The 23,016-nt window shown below is 73.9% G+C and carries 23 protein-coding genes and 2 tRNA genes; 17 read left to right on the top strand and 8 right to left on the bottom strand.

Features of this window, described 5'->3' with window-relative positions; translation table 11 throughout:
• Positions 1–176: 176 nt before the first annotated feature.
• Complete coding sequence (locus G6556_RS06380; RefSeq protein ID WP_166939589.1) at positions 177–1,619, bottom strand: aminotransferase class I/II-fold pyridoxal phosphate-dependent enzyme; 1,443 nt, start codon at positions 1,617–1,619, stop codon at positions 177–179.
• Between the two features lie 205 nt (positions 1,620–1,824).
• Between G6556_RS06380 and G6556_RS06375 the strand changes: the two genes are divergently transcribed.
• From G6556_RS06375 to G6556_RS06330, 10 genes are all read left to right on the top strand, one after another.
• A complete protein-coding gene (locus tag G6556_RS06375; RefSeq protein WP_166939587.1) occupies positions 1,825–2,673 on the top strand; it encodes a nitrilase-related carbon-nitrogen hydrolase in 849 nt (282 codons plus the stop codon).
• A gap of 17 nt (positions 2,674–2,690) precedes the next feature.
• Entirely contained in the window at positions 2,691–4,124 is a 1,434-nt protein-coding gene (gene hydA, locus G6556_RS06370) for a dihydropyrimidinase (RefSeq protein WP_166939585.1), read from the top strand.
• 40 nt (positions 4,125–4,164) lie between these two features.
• Positions 4,165–5,196 (top strand): TIGR03842 family LLM class F420-dependent oxidoreductase, encoded by a 1,032-nt coding sequence (locus G6556_RS06365; protein ID WP_166939584.1) that lies wholly within the window; start codon positions 4,165–4,167, stop codon positions 5,194–5,196.
• Entirely contained in the window at positions 5,193–6,161 is a 969-nt protein-coding gene (locus G6556_RS06360; RefSeq protein ID WP_166939582.1) for an ABC transporter permease subunit, read from the top strand. Before G6556_RS06365 ends, G6556_RS06360 begins: the two co-directional genes overlap by 4 nt.
• Positions 6,158–7,018 carry an ABC transporter ATP-binding protein gene (locus G6556_RS06355; RefSeq protein WP_166939580.1) on the top strand — a complete coding sequence of 287 codons (861 nt, stop codon included), beginning with the start codon at positions 6,158–6,160 and terminating at the stop codon, positions 7,016–7,018. The genes G6556_RS06360 and G6556_RS06355 overlap by 4 nt, the downstream gene beginning before the upstream one ends.
• 98 nt (positions 7,019–7,116) lie before the next feature.
• A complete protein-coding gene (locus tag G6556_RS06350; protein WP_346774754.1) occupies positions 7,117–7,845 on the top strand; it encodes an ABC transporter permease subunit in 729 nt (242 codons plus the stop codon).
• 116 nt (positions 7,846–7,961) lie between these two features.
• The gene (locus G6556_RS06345) at positions 7,962–9,125 is read left to right on the top strand and encodes an ABC transporter substrate-binding protein (protein ID WP_166939576.1); all 1,164 of its coding nucleotides are present in this window, start codon (positions 7,962–7,964) and stop codon (positions 9,123–9,125) included.
• Positions 9,126–9,225: 100 nt separating this feature from the next.
• Entirely contained in the window at positions 9,226–10,545 is a 1,320-nt protein-coding gene (locus G6556_RS06340; RefSeq protein ID WP_166939574.1) for an aspartate aminotransferase family protein, read from the top strand.
• A gap of 89 nt (positions 10,546–10,634) precedes the next feature.
• Positions 10,635–11,393, top strand: coding sequence for an SDR family oxidoreductase (locus tag G6556_RS06335; RefSeq protein WP_166939572.1), 759 nt, complete (start codon positions 10,635–10,637; stop codon positions 11,391–11,393).
• A gap of 40 nt (positions 11,394–11,433) precedes the next feature.
• A complete protein-coding gene (locus tag G6556_RS06330) occupies positions 11,434–11,601 on the top strand; it encodes a hypothetical protein (RefSeq protein ID WP_166939570.1) in 168 nt (55 codons plus the stop codon).
• A gap of 37 nt (positions 11,602–11,638) precedes the next feature.
• Here the strand turns inward: G6556_RS06330 and G6556_RS06325 are convergent, their stop codons facing one another.
• On the bottom strand, positions 11,639–13,159 hold the full coding sequence (locus G6556_RS06325) for a peptide MFS transporter (protein ID WP_166939569.1): 1,521 nt from the start codon (positions 13,157–13,159) through the stop codon (positions 11,639–11,641).
• A gap of 193 nt (positions 13,160–13,352) precedes the next feature.
• Here G6556_RS06325 and G6556_RS06320 point away from each other — a divergent pair, with 193 nt between their 5' ends.
• On the top strand, positions 13,353–14,762 hold the full coding sequence (locus G6556_RS06320; protein ID WP_166939567.1) for a glutamate decarboxylase: 1,410 nt from the start codon (positions 13,353–13,355) through the stop codon (positions 14,760–14,762).
• Positions 14,759–15,559, top strand: coding sequence for a hypothetical protein (locus tag G6556_RS06315; RefSeq protein ID WP_166939566.1), 801 nt, complete (start codon positions 14,759–14,761; stop codon positions 15,557–15,559). The genes G6556_RS06320 and G6556_RS06315 overlap by 4 nt, the downstream gene beginning before the upstream one ends.
• Here G6556_RS06315 and G6556_RS06310 read toward each other — a convergent pair.
• Positions 15,557–15,630 (bottom strand) — tRNA-Ile (locus G6556_RS06310). The two genes, G6556_RS06315 and G6556_RS06310, sit on opposite strands and share 3 nt — an antisense overlap.
• Positions 15,631–15,708: 78 nt before the next feature.
• On the opposite strand from G6556_RS06310, the gene G6556_RS06305 reads away from it, so the two are divergent.
• The 3 genes from G6556_RS06305 (at position 15,709) to G6556_RS06295 (ending at position 17,586) form a co-directional block, all read left to right on the top strand.
• Complete coding sequence (locus G6556_RS06305; RefSeq protein ID WP_166939564.1) at positions 15,709–16,224, top strand: hypothetical protein; 516 nt, start codon at positions 15,709–15,711, stop codon at positions 16,222–16,224.
• Positions 16,225–16,299: 75 nt separating this feature from the next.
• Positions 16,300–16,372: transfer RNA gene (locus G6556_RS06300), tRNA-Asn, on the top strand.
• Positions 16,373–16,734: 362 nt separating this feature from the next.
• Positions 16,735–17,586 (top strand): hypothetical protein, encoded by an 852-nt coding sequence (locus G6556_RS06295; protein ID WP_166939562.1) that lies wholly within the window; start codon positions 16,735–16,737, stop codon positions 17,584–17,586.
• An 11-nt stretch (positions 17,587–17,597) separates the two neighbouring features.
• Here the strand turns inward: G6556_RS06295 and G6556_RS06290 are convergent, their stop codons facing one another.
• Positions 17,598–18,044: a DUF488 domain-containing protein gene (locus G6556_RS06290; protein ID WP_166939560.1), complete on the bottom strand. Its 447-nt coding sequence runs from the start codon at positions 18,042–18,044 to the stop codon at positions 17,598–17,600.
• 242 nt (positions 18,045–18,286) lie between these two features.
• Here G6556_RS06290 and G6556_RS06285 point away from each other — a divergent pair, with 242 nt between their 5' ends.
• Complete coding sequence (locus G6556_RS06285; protein WP_166939559.1) at positions 18,287–18,424, top strand: hypothetical protein; 138 nt, start codon at positions 18,287–18,289, stop codon at positions 18,422–18,424.
• A gap of 3 nt (positions 18,425–18,427) precedes the next feature.
• Here G6556_RS06285 and G6556_RS06280 read toward each other — a convergent pair whose 3' ends face one another.
• Complete coding sequence (locus G6556_RS06280) at positions 18,428–18,937, bottom strand: ASCH domain-containing protein (protein ID WP_166939557.1); 510 nt, start codon at positions 18,935–18,937, stop codon at positions 18,428–18,430.
• A gap of 91 nt (positions 18,938–19,028) precedes the next feature.
• Here G6556_RS06280 and G6556_RS06275 point away from each other — a divergent pair, with 91 nt between their 5' ends.
• Positions 19,029–19,595, top strand: a complete 567-nt coding sequence (locus tag G6556_RS06275) for a hypothetical protein (RefSeq protein ID WP_166939555.1) — start codon at positions 19,029–19,031, stop codon at positions 19,593–19,595.
• Here the strand turns inward: G6556_RS06275 and G6556_RS20165 are convergent.
• The 3 genes from G6556_RS20165 to efeO form a co-directional block, all read right to left on the bottom strand.
• Positions 19,583–20,248: a phosphatase PAP2 family protein gene (locus G6556_RS20165; RefSeq protein ID WP_166939553.1), complete on the bottom strand. Its 666-nt coding sequence runs from the start codon at positions 20,246–20,248 to the stop codon at positions 19,583–19,585. The two genes, G6556_RS06275 and G6556_RS20165, sit on opposite strands and share 13 nt — an antisense overlap.
• 89 nt (positions 20,249–20,337) lie before the next feature.
• Positions 20,338–21,678, bottom strand: coding sequence for an iron uptake transporter deferrochelatase/peroxidase subunit (gene efeB / locus G6556_RS06265; RefSeq protein ID WP_166939551.1), 1,341 nt, complete (start codon positions 21,676–21,678; stop codon positions 20,338–20,340).
• Between the two features lie 115 nt (positions 21,679–21,793).
• The gene (efeO, locus tag G6556_RS06260; protein WP_166939550.1) at positions 21,794–22,993 is read right to left on the bottom strand and encodes an iron uptake system protein EfeO; all 1,200 of its coding nucleotides are present in this window, start codon (positions 22,991–22,993) and stop codon (positions 21,794–21,796) included.
• Positions 22,994–23,016: the final 23 nt, after the last annotated feature.

The raw sequence follows: 23,016 nt of genomic DNA, 5'->3' as shown, positions 1-23,016 counted from the left end.
CCCGGTGGCCGCGCCGCCCATGCGCGGGCGGCGACACCCAGGCCACATCCGGCCTGGTCCGCGACCACCCTACGCCCGCGGGCGACGTCCTCGCCGAGATGGCAGCTCTCGGCTGTCCGCGCGCGCCGCCGCACAGCCGAGAGTTGCCGTCTCGCCGGGTGGGGGCGGGCGCGGGGTTACGGCGTCGTGGCCAGGGCCAGGGCCGTCGCGACCCGGGTCACCTCGTCCGGGCCGCCCGCCAGGGCGCCGACCGTGACGCGGACGTGGCCCGACCCCGACCCGTCCGCGTCCCCGTCGTCGGTGCCCGCGCGGAACGGCCGGCCCGGTGCGACCCGGATGCCCGCCGCCGCCAGCCGGACCAGCGCGGTCGCCTCGTCGGCCACCGGGACCCAGAGGTTGATCCCGTCGCCGGGCTGCACGGCCACCCCGCGCTCGGCGAGCGCCGTGCTGAGCGCCCGCTGCCGCGCGTAGTAGGTCCGCCGGGCCTGGGCGACGGCCGCCAGGGCCTCGCCGTCGTCGAGCAGGTCGGCGAGCACGTGCTGCAGCAGCCGGCTGGTCCAGCCCGGCCCGAGCATCCGGCGGGCGACGACCCGGTCCAGCACCGCGGCGGGCCCGCCGACGGCGGCGATCCGCAGGTCCGGGCCGTGCGACTTGGAGTAGGAGCGGACGTGCACGACGCGGTCGGGCAGGTGGCTGCCGAGCGACACGTCGGCCGACGAGGCGATCTCGCCGGAGTGGTCGTCCTCGATGACGGTCAGGCTCGCGCCGGGCGTCGCCGCGAGATGCCGTCGGACGACCGCGGCGAGCTCCCGCGCGCGGGTCGACGTCATGGAGACGCCGGTCGGGTTGTGCGCGCGGGGCTGGAGCACGACCACCTCGGCGCCGGTGCGCAGCGCCGCCTCGAACGCGTCCGGGCGCAGTCCCTGCCGGTCCAGCGGCACCGGCACCCGCTCGAGGCCGAGCTGGTCGCACAGGTCGAAGATCGGCGGGAACGACGGGTCCTCGACCACCACCCGGTCTCCGAACCCGGCGAGCTGCTCCAGCGTCCGGCTCATCGCGTCCACCGCGCCGTCCACCACCGTGACCCGCTGGGGCGTGAACGGCCAGGACGCGCGCAGCAGGCGCTCCAGCGGCTCCACCACCGGGGCGCCCAGGTAGGAGCCGGTGCCCGCGGCGGGCGTGGCGGCGGCGACCCGGGCGAGCGCGCGGCCGAGCGGCGGCAGCAGCGCCGGGTCGGGCGTCCCGGACGACAGGTCGAGGGCCGGGCCGGGTCGCGGCGCGGGCGCCGGGGCGGCGACGGCGCGCGTCGGACCGCCGGCCGCCGGCAGCACGTCCGACCGACCGCCCGTGGCCAGGTCCCGGTACCGCGGCGGCAGCCACGACGCCGGCTCCGGGAGCACCACCGTGCCGGCGCGCCCGCGGGAGGCGACCAGCCCGACCGCCGCGAGCGCCTGCCACGCGCCGCTGACGGTCGCCGGGCTGACGCCGAGGTCGGCGGCGAGCCGGCGCACGGTGGGCAGCCGGTCGCCGGGCCGCAGGTCGCCGCTGCGCACCAGGCGCGAGACGGCGGCGGCGATCCCGCGAGGACTGCGGTCCTCCACGTGCTGGGCCACGTCCATGGGCGTCATCGTGCCCCCGCGCCACCCGCCCGGACGGCCGCCCGGCGACGGGGTGCCGCAGTGTTTACAACCCCGTCATCGACGTTCTCGGGGCCGTTACGGGCAGAAACGCCGCAGAAATGTTCAACCCCCACAGTCACATTCCCATCGGGCCCCGCGGTCCGAGCCCGACCAGCAGCACCCCACCGAGCAGCGGAGGTCCTCCATGTCAGTCGTGCGCGTTGCCTTCACCCAGGCCACCTGGACCGGCGACAAGGAGTCGATGATCCAGCTGCACGAGGACTGGACGCGCAAGGCGGCCGCCGAGGGCGCGCAGGTCATCGGCTTCCAGGAGCTGTTCTACGGCCCGTACTTCGGGATCACGCAGGACACGAAGTACTACGAGTACGCCGAGACGGTCCCCGGCCCGACCACCGACCGGTTCTCGGCGCTGGCCAAGGAGCTGGGCATCGTCATCGTGCTGCCGATCTACGAGGAGGACCAGCCGGGCGTGCTCTACAACACCGCGGCGGTCATCGACGCGGACGGCACCCTGCTGGGCACGTACCGCAAGCACCACATCCCGCACCTGCCGAAGTTCTGGGAGAAGTTCTACTTCCGGCCCGGCAACCAGGGGTACCCGGTGTTCGAGACGGCGGTCGGCAAGATCGGCGTGAACATCTGCTACGACCGGCACTTCCCGGAGGGCTGGCGGGTGCTCGCGCTGAACGGCGCCGAGATCGTGTTCAACCCGAACGCCACCGCCCCCGGCATCTCGAACAAGCTGTGGGAGGTCGAGCAGCCCGCGGCCGCCATCGCGAACGGCTACTACGTCATCGCGAACAACCGCGTCGGGCTCGAGGACAACGAGTACGGCGACGAGGCGGTCAACTTCTACGGCTCGTCGTACGCGGTGGGCCCGGACGGCAACTACGTCGGCGAGGTCGGCTCGTCGACGGAGAACCAGCTGCTGATCCGCGACCTCGACCTGGACGTCATCCGGACGACCCGCGAGCGGTGGCAGTTCTTCCGCGACCGCCGGCCGGACGCCTACGGCCCGATCGTGGCGCCCTGACCGGGGGAGGACGAGGCATGAAGACCCTCATCACCGGCGGCACGGTCGTGAACGCGACGGGTCGCGGCGCCGCGGACGTGCTGATCGACGGCGAGACCATCGTCGCGCTGCTCCAGCCCGGCTCGACGGCGCTCGGCGTCGACCTCACCGCCACGGTCGACCGCGTCATCGACGCGACCGGCAAGTACGTCATCCCCGGCGGCATCGACGCGCACACCCACATGGAGATGCCGTTCGGCGGCACGTTCGCCTCCGACACGTTCGCCACCGGCACCACGGCGGCGGCCTGGGGCGGTACGACCACGATCGTCGACTTCGTGGTGCAGTACCCGCACGAGAACCCGGTCGACCAGTACGCGCTGTGGCACCAGAAGGCGGCGGGGAACTGCGCGGTGGACTACGCGTTCCACCAGATCCTGTCCGACGTGCAGGACTCGTCCCTGAAGACGATGGACGAGCTGATCGCCGAGGGCGTGACCAGCTTCAAGCTGTTCATGGCCTACAAGGGCGTGTTCCTGTCGGACGACGGGCAGATCCTGCGGGCCATGCAGAAGGCGTCGGACAACGGCGCGATGATCATGATGCACGCGGAGAACGGGTCGGTCATCGACACCCTCGTGCAGCAGCACGTCGCCCGCGGCGAGACCAGCCCGTACTACCACGGGGTCTCCCGGCCCTGGCAGGCCGAGGAGGAGGCGACGCACCGCGCGATCATGCTCGCCGACCTCACCGGCGCGCCGCTCTACATCGTGCACGTCTCCGCGAAGCAGGCGGCCGAGCAGATCGCCCAGGCCCGCGACCGCGGCCAGAACGTGTTCGGCGAGACGTGCCCGCAGTACCTGTACCTGTCGCTCGAGGACCACCTCGGCGCGAGCAGCGAGCAGTGGGGCGACTTCGAGGGCGCCAAGTACGTCTGCTCGACGCCGCTGCGGTCGAAGCACGAGGGCCACCAGCACCAGATGTGGAACTCGCTGCGGACCAACGACCTGCAGCTCGTGTCCACGGACCACTGCCCGTTCTGCATGAAGGACCAGAAGGAGATGGGCCTCGGGGACTTCTCCAAGATCCCGAACGGCATCGGCTCGGTCGAGCACCGGATGGACCTGCTGTACCAGGGCGTCGTCACCGGCGAGATCAGCCTGGAGCGCTGGGTCGAGATCTGCTGCACCACCCCCGCGCGGATGTTCGGCATGTACGGGCAGAAGGGCGTGCTCGCACCCGGCGCCGACGCGGACGTCGTGGTCTACGACCCGAACGGCCACACGTCGATCGGCGTCGGGAAGTCGCACCACATGGCCATGGACTACTCGGCCTGGGAGGGCTTCGAGGTCGACGGCCACGTCGACACGGTGCTGTCCCGCGGCGAGGTCGTCGTCGACGGCGGGCTGTTCCTCGGCCGCGCCGGCCACGGGAAGTACGTCAAGCGCGGCCTGTCGCAGTACCTGATCTGAGCCGTCCCGACCCCCTCGACCCCGAGAAGGAGGCACGCCCATGGAGTTCGGCGTCGTCCTGCAGAACGACCCGCCCGCGTCCCGGGTGGTCGACCTGGCCCGCCAGGCCGAGACCCACGGGTTCGACTACGTCTGGACCTTCGACTCGCACCTGCTGTGGCAGGAGCCGTTCGTGGTGTTCTCCCAGATCCTCGCGGCCACCCGCAAGGTCATCGTCGGCCCGATGGTGACCAACCCCGCCACCCGGGACTGGACCGTGCTGGCGTCGTCGTTCGCCACGCTCAACGAGATGTACGGCAACCGGACCGTGTGCGGCATCGGCCGCGGCGACTCCGCGGTCCGCACGCTGGCCGGCAAGCCGTCGAACCTCGCCACCCTGCGCGAGTCGATCCACGTCATCCGCGAGCTCGCGAACTCCCGGGCCGTGGAGCACAACGGCCGCACGGTGCAGTTCCCGTGGTCGCGCGGCTCGGCGCTGGAGGTGTGGGTCGCCGCGTACGGCCCGCTGGCGCTCAAGCTGACCGGCGAGGTCGGCGACGGGTTCATCCTGCAGTGCGCGGACCCCGACGTGGCGTCCTGGATGATCCGCACCGTCCGGGACGCCGCCGAGGCCGCGGGCCGCGACCCCGACGCGATCAAGTTCTGCGTCGCGGCCCCGATGTACGTCGGCGACGGCGACTCCCCGGCGGCCCAGGCGCACATGCGCGAGCAGTGCCGGTGGTTCGGCGGCATGGTGGGCAACCACGTCGCGGACATCGTCGCCAAGTACGGCCAGGGGTCGCAGGTGCCGAAGGCGCTCACCGACTACATCGCGGGCCGGCAGGGCTACGACTACAACGAGCACGGCCGCGCCGGGAACTCGCACACCCAGTTCGTCCCCGACGAGATCGTCGAGCGGTTCTGCCTGCTCGGCAGCCCGCGCGAGCACGTCGAGAAGCTGCAGGCGCTGCGCGCGCTCGGGGTCACCCAGTTCGCCGGCTACCTGCAGCACGACAACAAGGACGAGACCCTGCGGATGTACGGCGAGCGGGTCATCCCGGCGATGGCCGAGCACGTCGTGGCGACGGCATGACGACGGGGGTCGCGGAGGCCGGGGACGCGGCGGTCGTCGCCCCGTCCGCCGCCGCGCTCGCGCCCGCCGCCCGCCGGTCCCGCCGGCTGCCCGCTGCGCTGCGCGCACTGCGCCCCGTCGCCCTCGGCCTCGCCGCCCTGGTCCTGCTCGCGGCGCTGTGGGAGCTGGTCAAGGCGGTCGTCCCCGAGGACGGCTGGAGCATCGGCGAGCTCCGGGTGCTGCCGCGCACCACCGACCTGGCCATGCCGCACGTCTCGGAGATGCTGGCCCGGCTCGGCGAGCCGCTCACGTCCCAGCCGGGCGCCGACCCGCTGTGGCTCGCCGTGCTCCGAGCCGGCGGCACCAGCCTGCGGATCGCGGCGGTGTCCTGGGTGATCGGGGTCGTCGTCGGCTTCGCCCTCGCCCTGCTGATGACCCGGTTCCGGGTCGCGCGGTCGGCGGTGCTGCCGCTGGTCGTGCTGAGCCAGACCGTGCCGCTCATCGCGCTCGCCCCGCTGGTGAAGGGCTGGGGCGCCAAGCTCGAGCTCGGCTTCACCTGGGAGCCGTGGATGTCGGTCGCCGTGATCGCCTCGTACCTGGCGTTCTTCCCGGTCGCGGTCGGGGCCCTGCGCGGCCTGACCTCGCCCGACACCCTGCACCGCGAGCTGTTCGCCGGCTACGCCGCCTCCTGGACCCAGGAGCTGGTCCGGCTGCGGCTGCCCGCGAGCGTGCCCCACCTGCTGCCCGCCCTCCGCCTGGCGGCCACGAGCGCCGTGCTCGGCGTCGTCGTCGCGGAGGTCTCGACCGGGATGCCCGGAGGTATCGGACGCATGATCCTCGAGTTCGCCAACTTCGCCAGCAGCGACCCCGCCAAGCCGTGGGCGCCGATCTTCGGGGCGGTGCTGCTCGGCCTGGTCGCCTCCGGGGCGGTCGCGCTGCTCGGCACCGCGCTGCGCCGGTTCCGCCGGGCGGAGGTGGCCGCGTGACCGCGCCGACCACCGCCGGGGCGGCAGCGCCCGGGACGCCGGGCACCACCGCCGCCGCCGTGCAGGTCTCCGGCGTCGGCCGGGTGTTCCCCGGCGAGGGCGGCCGGGCCGTGACCGCGCTGGAGCACGTCGACCTCACCGTCGGCGCGGGGGAGTTCGTCTCGCTCATCGGCCCCTCGGGCTGCGGCAAGTCGACCCTGCTCCGCCTGATCGCCGACCTGGACTCCCCGACGTCGGGCTCGATCGCCGTGTTCGGGCGCCCGGCCCGGGAGGCGCGGCTCGGCCACGACTACGGCATCGCGTTCCAGCAGGCCGGCCTGCTCCCGTGGCGCACGGTCCGGGCGAACATCGAGCTGCCGCTGTCCCTGCACGGCGTCGGCCGCGGCGCCCGCCGGGAGCGGGCCGACGAGATGCTGGCGCTGGTCGGCCTGGCCGACTTCGCCGACCACTTCCCGGACCAGCTGTCGGGCGGCATGCAGCAGCGCGTCGCGATCGCCCGGGCGCTCGCCGAGCGGCCCAGCCTGCTGCTGATGGACGAGCCGTTCGGCGCGCTGGACGAGATGACCCGGGAGCGCCTGCAGTCCGAGCTGGTGCGGATCTGCGCCGAGACGCGGGCGGCGGTCGTGTTCGTCACGCACTCGATCCCCGAGGCGGTGTTCCTGTCGGACCGGGTCGTGGTCATGTCGGCCCGGCCGGGTCGGATCGCGGGGATCGTCGACGTGGGCCTCGGCCGGTCCGGGGACCGCGGCGACGGGCTACGGGAGGACGCGGCGTACTTCGCGGCCGTGACCGCGGTGCGCGAGGCGCTGCACGGCGGCGCCGAGAGCGTCCCGAGCCGCGGCGTGGAGACCCGGTGAGCGCCGCCGCCGCGCCCGGCGCCGCGCCGGCCACCGCCGCCCCGGCCCCGGCCCGCGCCCGCCGCGCCGCCGCCGCGTGGGGCCACCGCGCCGCCCCCGTGCTGCTGCTCGCCGCCTTGGTGGCCGCGTGGCAGGCCGTGGTGACGCTCGGCGACGTCCCGCCGTTCCTGCTGCCCAGCCCGGCCGCGATCGTCGGCGAGTTCGCCGAGTTCCTGCCGACCATCGCCTCCGCCGCGCTGGTCACCGGGACGAACGCGCTCGTGGGCCTCGTGATCGGCGCGGTGGTCGCGATCGCCGCGGCGGTGCTCGCCTCGGCCGTGCGGGCGGTCGACCTGCTGCTCGACCCCGTCGTGGCCGGCCTGGCGGTGGTGCCGATCGTGGCGCTCGCCCCGGTGCTCTACACGATGTACGGCGCCTCGGTGGAGACCGGGCGGCAGATCGTGGTGGCCGTCGCGGTCGGGGTGCCGGTGTTCGTCAACACGCTGCGCGGGCTCCGCCAGGTGCGGCCCGTGCACCGGGACCTCATGCGGGCCTACGCCGCCACGCCGCGGCAGGCGGTCCGGGCGGTGACCATCCCGACGGCGCTGCCGTTCGTGTTCACCGGCCTGCGGCTGGCGTCCTCGCTGGCGGTCATCTCGGCGATCGTCGCCGAGTACTTCGGCGGCCCGCGCTCCGGCATCGGGTCGTTCATCACGACGGCCGCGGCCGGGTCGAACTACGCCCGGGCCTGGGCGTACGTGCTCGGCGGCGTGCTCGTCGGGCTCGTGTTCTACGGGGCCACCTCCGCGATCGAGCGGTGGGGGACCCGAGGGGTGCGCCGGGCCTGAGCGCCCGCGCACGACCACACGTCCCGCGGTCGGGGGTCCGCGGGCCGGCACCACCCCGCCTGCCGACGACGCCAGGAGGGCCGCACGACGGCTGATCCGACGGACAAGGGGATGACATGAGGAACACCACCAGGCGGGCCCGGCTCGGGCTCGGGGCGCTCGGCGTCGTGGGGGCGCTCGCGCTGACCGCGTGCGGCGGGTCGGACGACGCGTCCGGCGACGCCTCCACGGGCTCGGGCGGGGGCGACGGGGACCTGACCCCCGTCAAGCTCCAGCTCCAGTGGCTCACCCAGGCCCAGTTCTCCGGCTACTACGCCGCGCTGGACCAGGGCTACTACGAGGACGCCGGCCTCGACGTCGAGATCATCCCGAGCGGCGGCGACATCGTGCCGCAGGACGCGCTCGCGAACGGCGAGGTCGACTACGCGATCGCGTGGGTGCCCAAGGTGCTCGGCTCCATCGAGCAGGGCGCGGACATCACCAACGTGGCGCAGATCTTCGAGCGCTCCGCGACCCTCCAGGTGTCGTTCGCGGACGCGGGCATCGACTCCGTCGCGGACCTCGAGGGCAAGAAGATCGGCTCCTGGGGCTACGGCAACGAGTGGGAGCTGTTCGCCGGCCTCAACAAGGCGGGCGTGACGGACTTCGAGATCGTCCAGCAGGCGTTCGACATGAACGCGTTCCTCGCGGGCGACATCGACGCGGCCCAGGCCATGACCTACAACGAGTACGCCCAGCTGCTCGAGACCGAGAACCCCGAGACCGGCGAGCTCTACCAGCCCGACGACTTCAGCGTCATCGACTGGAACGACGAGGGCACCGCCATGCTCCAGGACGCCATCTGGGCGGACGCGGGCCGGCTGGCCGACGACCCGGAGTACGCGGAGACGACGGTCGCTTTCATCAAGGCCTCGATCCAGGGCTGGATCTACGCCCGGGACAACGCCCAGGAGGCCGCCGACATCGTGACCGCCGCGGGGTCGACCCTCGGCACCAGCCACCAGCTCTGGATGACCAACGAGGTCAACAAGCTCATCTGGCCGTCGACGTCCGGTGGAATCGGGCTCATCGACGAGGACGCGTGGAACGCCACCGTCGAGATGGCCAAGGAGACCTCCAACGAGACCGGCGCGACGATCATCACGGCCGACCCGCCGGAGACCGCGCACACCAACGAGTACGCGCAGCAGGCGCTGGACGAGCTGACCGCCGAGGGCGTCGACGTCGAGGGCGCGGACTTCGAGCCCCTCACGGTCGACCTCCAGCCCGGCGGCAACTGACCCGCCTGCGCCGAGTGTCCAGGACCCGCGGCGGTTCGCCCCGGTTCGTCCCGGGGGTTCTGGACACTCGGCGCGCCCCCTCTCACGGAAGGCCCGCACCATGACCGCACTCGACGCCGACGGCGCGCTCGCCCTCGAGCTCGACCGCGCGCACGTGTTCCACTCCTGGTCCGCCCAGGGCGCGCTCGCCCCGCTCGTCGTCGCCGGCGCGTCCGGCTGCGAGGTCACCCTGGCGGACGGGCGGACGCTGCTCGACTTCAGCAGCCAGCTCGTCAACACCAACATCGGCCACCAGCACCCGCGGGTCACCGCGGCGATCGCCGAGCAGGCGGGGCGGCTCGCGACCATCGCCCCGTCGCACGCGGTCCTGCCACGCGGCCGGGCGGCCGAGGCGATCCTCCGGCACGCGCCGGACGGGTTCTCGAAGGTGTTCTTCACGAACGCCGGCGCCGACGCGAACGAGAACGCGATCCGGATGGCCCGCCTGGTCACCGGCCGGGACAAGGTGCTGTCGGCCTACCGGTCGTACCACGGCAACACCGGCGCGGCGGTGGTCGCGACCGGCGACTGGCGGCGGGTGCCCAACGAGTACGCCCGCGGGCACGTGCACCACTTCGGGCCCTACCTGTACCGCTCGGAGTTCTGGGCCACGACGCCCGAGGAGGAGTGCGAGCGGGCCCTGCGGCACCTGGCCCGGGTCGTGGAGTCGGAGGGGCCGGGGTCGATCGCGGCGATCCTGCTGGAGACGGTGCCGGGGACGGCGGGCGTGCTGGTGCCGCCGCCCGGGTACCTGGCCGGGGTGCGGTCGATCGCGGACCAGCACGGGATCCTGCTCGTCCTGGACGAGGTGATGGCCGGGTTCGGCCGCACCGGGTCGTGGTTCGCTTTCGACCAGCACGACGTGGTGCCCGACCTGGTGTCCTTCGCCAAGGGGGTCAACTCCGGCTACGTGCCCGCCGGCGGGGTGCTGATGTCCGACGCCGTCGCGCACGCCTTCGACGACCGGGTGTTCCCGGGCGGGCTGACCTACTCCGGGCACCCGCTGGCGATGGCCGCGATCGTCGCCACCATCGAGGCGATGGAGGACGAGAAGGTGGTCGAGAACGCGGCCCGGGTCGGCGCCGACGTGCTCGCACCGGGGCTCGCGGCGCTCGCGGACGCGCACCCCTCGGTCGGCGAGGTGCGGGGGACCGGGGTGTTCTGGGCGCTGGAGCTGGTCACGTCCCGGGCGACCCGGGAGCCCGTCGGTCCGGCGGCGATGGGCGCGGTCAAGGCCGGGCTGCTCGACCGGGGCCTGCTGCCGTTCCTGCAGGACAACCGGATCCACGTCGTCCCGCCGTGCGTGGTGACCGACGCGCAGGTCGCCACGGCGCTCGCGGCCTACGACGAGGTCCTCACGGAGCTCGACGCCACGCTCTGACCGCGCACCCCGCCGCCGGTCGTAGGGTCGATCCGGCACCACCTGGCACCACCCCGCACCACCCCGCACCACCGAGAGGACCACCCCGCATGTCCGAGACCGCCACGCCCGCCCTCCGCGCCGTCGTCACCGGCGCCTCCAGCGGGATCGGCGCCGCGACCGTCCGCCGGCTGCGCGCCGAGGGCTGGGACGTCGTCGCCGTCGCCCGCCGCGCCGACCGGCTGGAGACCCTGGCCGCCGAGACCGGCGCCGAGGCGTTCGTCGCCGACCTCACCAGCGACGAGGACGTGGCCCGCCTGGCGGCGCACGTCGAGGCCACCGGCGGGCTCACCTCGCTCGTCAACAACGCCGGCGGCGCGCTCGGGCTCGACCCGGTCGCCGAGGCGGACGTCGACGGCTGGCGCCGGATGTACGAGGTCAACGTGCTCGGCACGCTGCGCGTCACCAAGGCGCTGCTCCCGCTGCTCAAGGCGAGCGGCCGCGGCGACGTCCTGGTCGTCACGTCCACCGCGGCCATCGCGCCCTACGAGGGCGGTGCGGGCTACACCGGTGCCAAGCACGCGGAGCGGATGCTCACCACGACGCTCCGCCTGGAGCTCATCGGCGAGCCGGTGCGGGTCATCGACATCGCCCCCGGCGCCGTGGCGACCGAGGAGTTCTCGCTGGTCCGGTTCGGCGGCGACGCCGAGCGCGCGGCCAAGGTCTACGAGGGCTACCAGCCGCTTCTCGCCGAGGACATCGCGGACGTCATCGCGTTCGCGCTGACCCGGCCGCACCACGTGAACATCGACACGCTGGTCGTCCGGCCGCGGGCGCAGGTGTCGAACACGCAGACCGCCCGGTCCTGACCGAGCCCGGGCGCGGGCGCGAGGTGGCAGCATCCGAAGCGTGCTGAACCGCCTCGCGCTCGTGCCCGGCAGCGTGCCGGAGCGCGCCGCGTTCTTCTGGGAGCCCACCGTCGACGGGGTGCCCGCCGCCCTCCCGGCGACGGTGGCGCTGCGCGAGCGGCAGCCGGCTGGCCGGCGCACGTGGCGGCACTGGTGGCGGCGGGACTGAGAGCGCGTCGTCCCGGCGCCGCGCCCGACGCGCGCGGTCACGCCCCCGCGCTGACCGTGCCCTCCATCTCGTCCGCCCGGCGGATGTGCCGGGTGACCCACGGCGACAGCGCGAGCAGGATCAGCGCGAACGCCAGCGCCACGGCGCCGATCCCGCCGAAGTACGCGGTGTCCGACGAGCCCTCGGTCGCCTTGATGAGCTGCGCCGTGATCGCCTGCCCGGCGGCGGGCGCCAGGAACCAGACCGCCATCGCCTGGTTCCGGAACGCCCGCGGCGCGAGCAGCGTGGTCGCGGCGAGGCCGACGGGCGACAGGCACAGCTCGCCGAGCGTCTGGATCACGTAGACCACGACCAGCACCCACGCGGGCGCGAGCCGGTCCACGAACACCGCCGACGCGAGCGACATCACCAGGAACGACAGCGCGGCGAGCGCGAGGCCGATCGAGAACTTGGTGGCGGTCGGCGGGCGGTCGTGGGTCTTCGACCAGATCCACGCGAACACCGGCGCGAGGACGATGATCGACAGCGGGTTGACCGACTGGAAGAACTCCGGGCTGATCGTCACGCCGAAGAACGACAGCTCGGTGCGGTTGGCCGCGAACGCGGCGAGCGTGGTGGCCGCCTGCTCGAAGATCATCCAGAACAGCATCGCCGCGACGAACAGCGGGATGTACGCGATCACGCGCGGGCGCTCGGCGTCGGTGACCTTGGGGGAGCGGTACATCACGATGAAGTAGGCGACCGGTGCGATGAACGCCAGGTACGACATCGTGTCGATGAAGGTGTCGAGGTTGAACCCGCCCGCCACGAGCGCCGCGACCAGGCCGACGACCACGATCCCGCCGACGATGACGAGGAACCCGCGGATTAGCGTCACGCGCTCCTCGGGCCGCACCGGGTTCGGCGCGACCCCGCCGGCCCGGCCGAGGTACTTCGCGCCGGCCACGAAGAACACCAGCGCGATCGCCATGCCGACGGCCGCCACCAGGAAGCCCGCGTGGTACCCGCCCCAGGCGCGCGCCGCGCCGACGAGGAACGGCGCCGTGAACGACCCGATGTTGATGCCCATGTAGAAGATCGAGAACGCCGAGTCGCGGCGCTCGTCGTCGCGGGCGTACAGCTCGCCGACCATGCTGGACACGTTCGGCTTCAGCAGGCCGGTGCCGAGGGCGACCAGCGCGATGCCGAGGTACGAGAACCCGGCCGACGGGATCGCCAGGCAGACGTGGCCGGCCGCGATGATGATGCCGCCGATCAGCACCGACCGCCGGGCGCCGATCACGCGGTCGGCTAGCCAGCCGCCGACCACCGACAGCAGGTAGACGCTGGTGCCGTAGATCGACACGAGCGCCAGCCCGGTCGTCTCGGCGATGTCCAGGCCGCCGTTCGCGACCGTGTCGGTCAGGTAGTACAGCAGGATGGCGCGCATCCCGTAGTAGCTGAACCGCTCCCACAGCTCCGTGGTGAACAGCGTCATCAGCCCGCGCGGGTGGCCGAAGAAGGCGCGGTCGCCGGCCAGCTCGCCTGCGGGGGGTTCGCCGTGGGCCGCGGTGGTCATGGGGTCTCCTGACGGTGGACTGGCGCGCCCCGGCTGCGAGCACGCCGTCTTCCAGGATGTGACCCCTGCTCGCAGGGCTGCAACAGCACATGGTCCCGGGCGGAGCGTGCGACCGGCGCTGCTACGGTCGCGTCGTCCGGACGGGCCCCCGCCGTCGCCACGCGTCACCGACGCCCGCGAGGTGCTGCCCCTCATGACCCACGACGGCCACGCCCTGCCCATCCACGGGCGGGCGAGCTTCCGCACCGCCATCGACCGCACCGACTTCCCCGAGCACGGCCTGGACCCGGACGAGGTCTACGAGCTGCTGCACACCGGCCTCATGCTCGACGGACGCGAGACCCTGAACCTCGCCTCGTTCGTCACGACCTGGATGGAGCCGCAGGCCGAGGCCCTGATCCACGACACCCTGCGCAAGAACCACATCGACCACGAGGAGTACCCGGTCGCCTCGCTCGTCGAGGAGGCCTGCGTGCACATGCTCGGCGACCTGTTCCACGCGCCCGACCCGGCGACCGTCGTGGGCGTCGCGACCATCGGGTCCTCCGAGGCGATCATGCTCGGCCTGCTGGCGCACAAGCGGGCGTGGGTGCACCGGCGGACCGCAGCCGGGCTGCCCGCCGACCGGCCGAACGTCGTGTTCGGCGCCGAGACCCACGTCGTGTGGGACAAGTTCGCCAACTACTTCGACGTCGAGATGCGCAAGATCCCCATGCGCCCCGACCGGTACACGATCACCGCCGAGGACGTGGCGTCGCGGGTGGACGAGCGGACCATCGCCGTCGGCGCCGTGCTCGGCACCACGCACATCGGCGAGGCCGACCCGATCGCCGACATCGACGCCGCCCTGGTGCGGATCAAGGCCGAGCGCGGCTGGGACGTGCCGCTGCACGTGGACGGCGCCAGCGGGGCGTTCATCGCGCCGTTCGCCGAGCCGGACCTCGCGTGGGACTTCCGGCTGCAGCAGGTCGCGTCGATCAACGCGTCCGGGCACAAGTACGGGCTCGTGTACCCCGGCGTCGGGTGGCTGGTGTTCCGGGACGCGTCGCGGTTGCCCGAGGACCTCGCGTTCAGCGTGAACTACCTGGGCGGCGCGCAGCCGACCTACACGTTCAACTTCTCCCGCGGCTCGGCGATGATCCAGGCGCAGATGTACAACTTCCTGCGGCTCGGGCGCGACGGGTACACCGCGATCGTCGAGACGATGCTGGCGAACGCGCGCTACCTGAACGAGGCGCTGAAGGCGACCGGCCGGTTCGAGATCCTCAACCCCGGCCTCGCGGAGCCCGTCGTCACGTTCCGGCTCGCCGGCGACCCCGGGTTCGACGTCTACCACCTGTCCGCCCGGCTCCGGGAGAACGGCTGGATCGTCCCCGCGTACAGCCTGCCGCCGGACGCCGAGGACGTGCACCTCATGCGGGTCGTCGTCCGGCTCGACCTGAGCCGGCTCATGATCGACCAGCTGCTGCGCGACCTCGACCTCGCGTGCACCGCGCTCGAGGCGGAGTCGCCGGTGCCCCGCGCGCACCACGCCGCCGACCTGTGGACCGCGCCCGCGCACGCCGCCGCCCGGAGCAAGGCGCGCACCGGCCTGCAGCGGTGACCGGGACGGGGCCGGCCGGGGACGCGGGGCGGGCGGTGCGCGCCGGGCGGGCGGGGCGCGCCGGGCGGCCCGCGCGTGCGACGCGGCCCAGCGTCGCGAGCGTCCGGCTCGCGCTGCTGTTCGGCCTCGGGTCGGTGTGCTTCGCCGTCGGGTCGCTGCCGCTCTACGCCGCGCGGGCCGCGCCCGGGGTGGTGGCGTGGACGTTCGTCGTCGGGTCGGTGCTGTTCACCTCGGCGGCGGCGTTCCAGGTCGCCGGGACCCCGCGCGACGACCGCACCGACCGCGCCGCCGCGTGGGTGCAGCTGGTCGGCACCGTGTGCTTCAACGTGAGCACCTACGCGGCGACGCGGGACCTCGCGGCGCAGCCGGCCCGGCGCCTGGTGTGGGCGCCCGACGTGTACGGCTCGGTGTGCTTCCTCGTGGCGAGCGTGCTGGCGTCCGTGGCCGTGCGGCGCGCCGTGCGGCCGCGGGCGGTGCACGGCGTGCCGGGCGGGGCGGCGGCCGCGCGGGACAACCTGGGTGCGGCGCGCGGGCCGGACCGCGGGCCGGGTGCGCGGGTCGCGTGGCGGCGCGGGTCGGTGGACTGGTGGGTCGCGGCGGTCAACCTCGCGGGGTCCGTGGCGTTCGGCGCGGCGGCGGTCGCGGCGCGGTACGTCGCCGGGACGACCGAGGAGACGAACGTGGCGCTGGTGAACGCGGGCACGTTCGCGGGGGCGGTGTGCTTCCTCGCCGGTGCGGCGCTGCTGCCGGTCGGGTCGGCGCGCCAGCGGGCGCGCGCCGACGGCGCAGGTGCGTAGGCCAGGTGGGGCTTGAACCCACGACCGACGGATTATGAGTCCGCTGCTCTGACCGGCTGAGCTACTGGCCCTCGATGCCGCACAGGCTAGCGCGCGGACGGCCACGTCCCGCTCCGACGGGCCCCGCGATCCGGCTACGGTGGGTCACCGTGCCGCTCTTCTCCCGCCGCCACGCCCTGCCCGACGACGTGCGTCGCGCCCTCGACCTGCCGGCGGGCGACCGCGTGCTCGCCGCCGCCGCGTCGGGTGAGCGCTGGCTGGCCGCGACCCGCCTCGCGCTGTACGTCGCCGGCAGCGGCGCCGACGCCCCGGTGCGCCGGCACCTGTGGTCGGACGTCGACCGGGCGTCGTTCGCGCCCGAGCCCGCCGCGATCACCGTGCACTGGGTGACCGGCTCGGTCGAGGAGCTGCCGCTCGACCCGCCCGTGCCGGTGACGTTCGCGCAGACGCTCCGGGAGCGGGTGCAGTCCTCCGTCGTGCACGTCGAGACCGTCACCGTCCCCGGCGCCGGGCCCGTGCGGGTGGCGCTCCGGCGGGGCGAGGCGGGGGAGCTGTTCACGCAGGTCATCGGCACGGGACGCGTCGACCTGACCGACCCGGGGGTGGCGGCGCTGCTCGACGCGGCCGAGGCGCGGGTGCGCGCGGCCGCCGGGCTGCGGGCGTGACCCGCGCCGTGATCGGGACCACGCGGGACGTGTCAGGAGCAGGGCCGGAGGGCTGCTAGAGTTCTTCCCGCACGATCCCTCGTAGCTCAATTGGCAGAGCATCCGACTGTTAATCGGACGGTTACTGGTTCGAGTCCAGTCGAGGGAGCAACCACGACCCCCAGCGGCCACCGGCTGCTGGGGGTCGTCTGCTTCTCGGCTGGTTCCGATGGAGCGCCGGCGTCGGGTGGTGCCGCCGTGGCCCGAAGGTGGGTCGAGCGCGGTCAGGCTCTGGCCATCGCGGTGAGCAAGTTCGGACGCTCATGGATGACACATGGGGATCGCGCCGTCGATGCATAGCCACGGGGCCGCTGTAGTGGACTGTCTCGACACGCCGTCACGGGTCTACGGAGGCAAAGCGGGAGGAAGCGGACTCGTCCGTGCGTCGCGTAACCCCGTGACGGCGATCCGCGGTATGACATCTGCTGTCAGGGGGGTGCGAGACGGGCGACCTGAGGAAACGGGAGCACTGTGGACGCAGAGGTTCACGAGGCAAGACGGGCCGACAGGGCCGGTCGCGCGATCGATGTGATCGTCACGGTCAAGGCCACGCCGCAACCGTCCGCTTCCTATGGGGAGACGGTGTGCGTGGCGGGTATCGCCACCGACCCGCTGCGGCTGGTCCGGCTCTACCCGGTGCCGTTCCGCTTCCTCACTGAGACCCAGCGCTTCCCCAAGTACTCGATCCTGCGAGTGAGGGTGCGGAGCGCAGGCTCGGATGCTCGCCCCGAGAGCCTGAAGATCGACGCCAGCAGTGTTCAGGTCATCCGGCCTCTGAAGGACTGGCGTGAGCGAGCCCCCTATGTTGAGCCGCTCGTCGGCGGGAGCATGTGCTCGTTGGTGGCGGCCGCCGCTGAGAACCCGAACGCCCAGTCTCTCGGCCTGGTGACGGTCGGAGAGTTCCACAGCATCGACGTGAAGCCGCACCCGGGGTGGACGCCCGCCGAACTCCAGCGGTTCGCAAGATTTGCCGAGCAGGGAGACCTGTTCCGCGCTGATGTGCCGCAGATGCGTCAGGCTCCTCGGTTCAAGGCATGGTTGAGGTTCACCTGCCCGGAGGACTCGTGCACGCAACCGCACCGAGTCGGCATGCTGGACTGGGAGCTCACGGCTCTCCAGGGACATCTGCGCGACCGTCCCGACCATGAGGTCGTGGAGGCGATCCGCTTCAAGTTCGGCACCCAGATGTTCGGCCCCGGACGTGCGACCGCGCTCTACCTTGGGAACCAGGAGAACGTGACTCGGCGGCGTCAGTTCATGGTCCTCGGGACCTACTACCCGCCAGAGCGGCTGGCGGCTGCGCCGCTCTTCCAGATGCTCTGAAGCGCGCGCTTCTAGACGGTCTGGAGCGCGCGAGCCTGCAACGCGTCCATGACGAGCGAACGGTGGCAGCACGACGCAGAGGATTCGAAGCACAGCAGCACGACCGCGCCGCACTCCGCGAGGTTCTCGATCTGCTTCAGCGCAGCATCTGCCTCACTGGTTCCGAGGACCTCTTCGTTGAACCGAGCGTGCGCCGCGTCCGCTTGCGGGCTGTCAGGGACCGCGAAGCCGGCACGGTTGTCCGTCGGGTTGCCCAGGGCCTTGAGGTGCACGTACTGGATGCCCGCCTGCTGCAGCGCCGCAGCCAGCGACTTGCGCGAGAAGCCGGGCTTTCGGGAGACGGGATTGAGCCGGACGTCGACCACAGTGGTCGTCTCCCATGTGCGGAGCGTCGCGAGCATCTCCTCGACGGTGCGGCCCTCGTAGCCCCACCCCAGAACGTTCCCCAACTTGCGCATCGGGCCATCTTCCCACCAATCGGCTCGGTCACTCGTTCGAGGACCGGGCGAGCCCGGTGGACGACTGACGTGGGTATCAGGCTGCCAGCCGGGACCGGGATGGCCGGGGAGCGGGATGCCGGGCGTCGACGCGTCACGGCGCACCGCACCGTGACCCCCGGGGACCTACGGCCCGTCCGCCGCACCCCGCGGATCTGGCAGGATGCCCCGGTTCGTCCGAATCGCTGCAGGAAGTCAGGGTCATGCGCAGGATCGCCGTCGTCGGCATCGTGGGAGTCGTCGCACTCGGTCTCGTCGGGTGCGGGGAGCTCGAGGTCCACCGGACCGGGTCGCCGGACGCCCAGGAGATCGCCGAGGCCCGGGCGGCGCAGGCGGGGTAGCGGTCAGTCCGCGGCCTCGGGCGGCCACACCACCCGGAACCGCTCCAGGACGATCTCGTCCTGCTCGCTCCACACCGCCCCGCGGGCCGCGCAGGTGCGCTCCCAGTAGATCCGGTGCTGCTCGCGCCAGCTGCGCAGGCTGCGGTCGTCCTCGGCCTCGTCGAACGCGAAGTCGGCGTCGACCTCGCGGAAGGTCGCGATCCGCAGCTCGACGGTGCGCAGGACCAGACGGGGTGCGCCGCGGCCGTCGCAGGCCACCCAGTGGGCGCCGACCCGGGGCAGCGCCTCCCCGCGGTGGGCGAACTCGGTCACCAGCTCGGCGGTCGCCCGCTTGCCGCCGTGCCGGACGATGCCGAGGAGCTGGTCGCTCAGCTCGACGGAGTCGCCGAACCGGTCGACCACGTACTCGTCGCCCGCGGCGACCGCCTCGGGGTGCGCGGCGACGTAGTCGTGCCAGAGGGCGTCGGCGGCGGCGGTGTCCAGGGGGCCGGGCGGGGTGCGGTGCGTGCTCACGAGGGCATTCTCCCGTGCGGGGCCGCCGGGGTGCGCCTCGCGAGCGCGGCCGACGCCCGGGGACGCGCGCCGGCCCCGCTACGGTGGCGGCATGGCGATCATCCACCGGGCCACCCTCGTGCCGACCAAGGTCGAGCTGATCGCGGCCTGGCTCCCGGCGCAGCCGTGGTTCGACGCCCCGGCGGGCGAGGTGCACCCCGTCGGGGCGTATCGGTTCGACGACCCCGAGGGCGAGGTCGGCATCGAGTCGCACCTGGTGGAGGTCGGCGGCCGGCTGCTGCACGTCCCCCTGACGTACCGCGGGGCGCCGCTGGCCGAGGCCGAGGAGTGGCTGGTCGGGACGACGGAGCACTCGGTGCTCGGCACCCGCTGGGTGTACGACGGCCCGGGCGACCCGGTGTACCGCGACGAGCTCGCGCGGGTGGTCCACGAGGGCGACACGCAGGTGCGGATGTGGGTCGAGACGCCCGAGGGCCGGGTCGAGCGCGAGCCGACGGTGCGGGTGCGGGGGAGCGGTGCCGACGACGCCGGGGCCGCCGACGCCGGGGTCGTCGTGGTGCGGGAGCCGCGCCCGGGTGCGGACGTCGCGTCGGCCCGGACGCTGACCGGCACCTGGGCCGGTCAGGACGAGCCGGTGGTGCTGGCCTACCTGGCCTGACCCGCGTCCGCCGGCGACCCGGCCCGGCGCGACCCGGTCCGGCGCGGCCCGGTCCGGCGACGGCGCACCGCGTCGAGCACCAGCGCGGCGCCGAGCGCGAGGCAGGTGCCGAGCGCCGCGCCGGCGAGCGTGTCGGTGAGCCAGTGCACGCCCAGAGCGGTGCGGCTCAGCGCCATGCCGGCGGTCCACACCGCCGCGAGGGCGAGGAGCCCGCGACGGCGCAGCAGGACCGCGAGCAGGACGGTGACGGTCGCCGCGGTGGTCGCGTGGCCGGACGGGAACGCGGCCGACGTCTCCAGCACCTGGCCCGCGGGCCGCTCCCGGCCGACCAGCGCCTTGCCGACGTGCACCACCACCGCCGAGGTGGCCACCGTGACCGCGAACGCCACCGCCTCGGCACGCCGGCCCCGGGCGAGCAGGACAGCCGCGATCGCCGCGGGCACGACGACCACCCCGAGGACGCCGCCGCCCACGCGGGAGACGGCGGTGAGGGCGGGGGTCGCGACGGGTCCGCCGACGGCGGCCGCCACGGGCTGCCACCAGCGGTCGACCGCCGGCGGGACCGGCCCGGCCGCGAGGACGAGCGCCAGCAGCAGCACGAGCAGGCCGCCGGCCAGGGCGGCCCCGAGGAACAGAGGTCGTCGGTCGCGCACCCGGCGACGGTAGGCGCGCCGGGTCGCCACCTACGACCACGCAGGGCCGCACGGGCCGGCGAGCACGGCGCGGCGGCGACCCGCGGCCGTCAGGCGAACAGCGCCTGCCCGATGAACGGCGCGTCGTCCGTGAGCACCGGCGTCCCGTCCGACCCGGTCGGCAGCGCCCCGTCCGGCACGCCGGGCGGCACCGCGAACAGCCCGGACCCCGTGTGCACGAGGTACTCCATCAGCCCGTCCTGCGCGGACAGCCGGGTCTGCATCGGGACGAAGTGCGTGCGCGGGTCGACCACGAACGCGAGGAACAGCAGCCCCGCGTCGAGCCGCCCGAGCGCGTCGTTCCCGTCGGTGAAGTTGTACCCGCGGCGCAGCATCCGGACGCCGTCGTTCTGCGTCGGGTGGGCCAGCCGCACGTGCGAGTCGAGCGCGACGAGCGGCTTCCCGTCGCCGCCCGTGGCGTCGAGGTCCGGCTCGGTGAACTCGGTCCCGCCGGACAGCGGCGCGCCCTCGCCCTTGGTCCGGCCGACCAGCGCCTCCTGCTCCCGCAGCGAGGACCGGTCCCAGGTCTCGACGTGCATCCGGATCCGGCGGGCGACCAGGTAGGTGCCGCCGGTCAGCCAGGCGGCGTCGGTCCCGCCCTCGGTGGCGGCGTCCGCGGGGACCCAGACGTGCGTCTCGACGTCGGCGGTCTCCTCGGCCTTGAGGTTGGCGGTGCCGTCCTTGAAGCCGAACAGGTTGCGCGGCGTCCGCTGCGCGGTGCTCGTCGAGGAGGTGCGGCCGTAGCCGAGCTGGGTCCAGCGGATCCGGGCGGTGCCGAACGCGGCGCGGGACAGGTTGCGCACGGCGTGCACGGCGACCTGCGGGTCGTCGGCGCACGCCTGGACGACGAGGTCGCCGTCGCTGCGGGCCGGGTCGAGGTCGTCGCCGGCGAAGTGCGGCAGCTCGACGAGGCCCGCGGGCAGCCGGCCGCCGAGGCCGAACCGGTCCGCGTCCGGGGCGGTGGCGCCGGGCGCGCCGACGAACAGCGACCGCCCGAACCCGAACGTGATCGTCAGGCCGGCGGCCGGCAGGTCCGCGGCCTCGCCGGTGTCGTCCGGCGGCGCGTCGTACGGCCCGGAGGCGGGCGCGAACGGCCCGGCGGGCAGCCCCTGCGTCATCCGGGCGGCCATCACGGTCCACCGGCGCAGCAGGTCGACGAGCGCGTCCCGGTCGGTGGTCGTCACGTCGAACGCGGCGAGGTAGAGCCGGTCCTGGGCGGGGGTGACGATGCCCGCCTGGTGCGCGCCGGTGAACGGGTAGGTCCGGTCGGCCGGCGACGGGGCGGGGTCGGGGGTGCGCGCGGCGTCGACCGCGACCGCGCCCGCGGCACCCGCGGCGGCCGCGCCGACGACGAGACCCCCGCCGAGCCCGAGGAGGGCTCGCCGGGACATCCCGCGCCGGGTGCCGCGCGCGTCGGGCGTGCCGGCGTCCGACGCGCCGGCGTGGGGTGTGCTCGGTCCGGGCGCGGCGCCTCCCGCCGCGCCCGGACCCTCCTGCGTGTCCGTGTCAGGCCCCCGTGACGGTGGTGGTCAGCCGGGACAGCGGCTCGGACAGCGCGTCGACCGCGGCGGCCAGCTCGGCGACCTGGGACTCGGTCAGGTCGGTGTACGGCACGAAGCCGGCGTCCACGGACCCCTGCGCGGCGAGCAGCCCCTCGAGCTCCACGAACCGCTGGTCGAGGTCGGCGGCCAGCTCGGGGTCCTGCTCGGTGACGACGTCCTGCAGCACCTCGTACGCGACCCGCGCGCCGTCGACGTTGGCCTGGAAGTCCCAGAGGTCGGTGTGCGACCAGATCTCCTCCTCGCCAGTGACCTTGCCGGTGGCGACCTCGTCGAGCAGGCCCTTGGCGCCGTTGGCGATCTGGAACGCCTCGAACGTGAACCCGTCGGCGGTGACCTGGTCGGCCAGCTCCTGGGTGTTCGCGACGAGGTCGGCCGCGGCGGCGGCGCGCTCGTCGGCGGTCAGCGGCACGTACGTCTCGCCGCCGTTCGCGTCGGGCGCGGGCTGCCACAGGTCCTTCTCGATCAGGTGCCAGCCGGTCCACGCCTGGCCGTCCTCGACGTCGGCCTCCCGCAGGTCCAGCGCGGGGTCGAGGTCGCCGAACGACTCGGCCACCGGCTCGACGCGCTCCCAGTGCACGCGGGTCGCGGCGTACAGGTCGCGCGCCCGGTCGTCGTCGCCGGCGGCGTACGCGTCGGCGAACTCCTGGGTGCCGGCGATCAGCGAGCCGACCTGGTCCTTCACGTACGCGACGTAGGAGGTCTCGGCGGCGGCGAGCTGGTCGGCGGTGTCGCCCGTCGGGCCGACCTCCTGGCCCGAGTCGGTGACGGTGAACGCGGCGCGGATGCCGTCGCCGACCATGCCGGGCTTGCACGCCGTGTAGTAGTCGCCGGGCGCGGCCTGCACGACGAGGTCGCGGGAGATGCCGGGGCCGATGTTCTCGATCTCGGACACGATCCGCAGGCCGTCGTCGGCGAGCAGGTAGAACTCCGTGACGTCGCTGCCGTCGTTGGTGACGGAGAACGTCAGGGTGCCGCTCGGCGCGGTGTCGGCGGACACCTCGCAGGCGTCGGCGGTCGAGCTGACGGTCAGCGCGCCGGCGGCGTCGCTGCTCGCGGCACCGCCGGCGGGGTCGTTCGGGACGCACGCCGCGAGCAGCGGCAGCAGGGCGACCGCGGCGGCGGCGCTCCAGGAGGTGCGGGACATCAGGGCTCCTTGTCAGGGCACGG

Source organism: Cellulomonas sp. IC4_254 (assembly GCF_011603975.1).
Taxonomy (GTDB): domain Bacteria; phylum Actinomycetota; class Actinomycetes; order Actinomycetales; family Cellulomonadaceae; genus Cellulomonas.
This window is presented reverse-complemented; position numbering and strand designations above follow the sequence as displayed.

Bases quoted from the DNA above. Each gene is read 5' to 3' on its own strand.
- G6556_RS06380 (WP_166939589.1), bottom strand. From the start codon at position 1,619: ATGGACGTGGCCCAGCACGTGGAGGACCGCAGTCCTCGCGGGATCGCC.
- G6556_RS06375 (WP_166939587.1), top strand. From the start codon at position 1,825: ATGTCAGTCGTGCGCGTTGCCTTCACCCAGGCCACCTGGACCGGCGAC.
- hydA (WP_166939585.1), top strand. From the start codon at position 2,691: ATGAAGACCCTCATCACCGGCGGCACGGTCGTGAACGCGACGGGTCGC.
- G6556_RS06365 (WP_166939584.1), top strand. From the start codon at position 4,165: ATGGAGTTCGGCGTCGTCCTGCAGAACGACCCGCCCGCGTCCCGGGTG.
- G6556_RS06360 (WP_166939582.1), top strand. From the start codon at position 5,193: ATGACGACGGGGGTCGCGGAGGCCGGGGACGCGGCGGTCGTCGCCCCG.
- G6556_RS06345 (WP_166939576.1), top strand. From the start codon at position 7,962: ATGAGGAACACCACCAGGCGGGCCCGGCTCGGGCTCGGGGCGCTCGGC.
- G6556_RS06340 (WP_166939574.1), top strand. From the start codon at position 9,226: ATGACCGCACTCGACGCCGACGGCGCGCTCGCCCTCGAGCTCGACCGC.
- G6556_RS06335 (WP_166939572.1), top strand. From the start codon at position 10,635: ATGTCCGAGACCGCCACGCCCGCCCTCCGCGCCGTCGTCACCGGCGCC.
- G6556_RS06325 (WP_166939569.1), bottom strand. From the start codon at position 13,159: ATGACCACCGCGGCCCACGGCGAACCCCCCGCAGGCGAGCTGGCCGGC.
- G6556_RS06320 (WP_166939567.1), top strand. From the start codon at position 13,353: ATGACCCACGACGGCCACGCCCTGCCCATCCACGGGCGGGCGAGCTTC.
- G6556_RS06290 (WP_166939560.1), bottom strand. From the start codon at position 18,044: ATGCGCAAGTTGGGGAACGTTCTGGGGTGGGGCTACGAGGGCCGCACC.
- G6556_RS06285 (WP_166939559.1), top strand. From the start codon at position 18,287: ATGCGCAGGATCGCCGTCGTCGGCATCGTGGGAGTCGTCGCACTCGGT.
- G6556_RS06275 (WP_166939555.1), top strand. From the start codon at position 19,029: ATGGCGATCATCCACCGGGCCACCCTCGTGCCGACCAAGGTCGAGCTG.
- efeB (WP_166939551.1), bottom strand. From the start codon at position 21,678: ATGTCCCGGCGAGCCCTCCTCGGGCTCGGCGGGGGTCTCGTCGTCGGC.
- efeO (WP_166939550.1), bottom strand. From the start codon at position 22,993: ATGTCCCGCACCTCCTGGAGCGCCGCCGCCGCGGTCGCCCTGCTGCCG.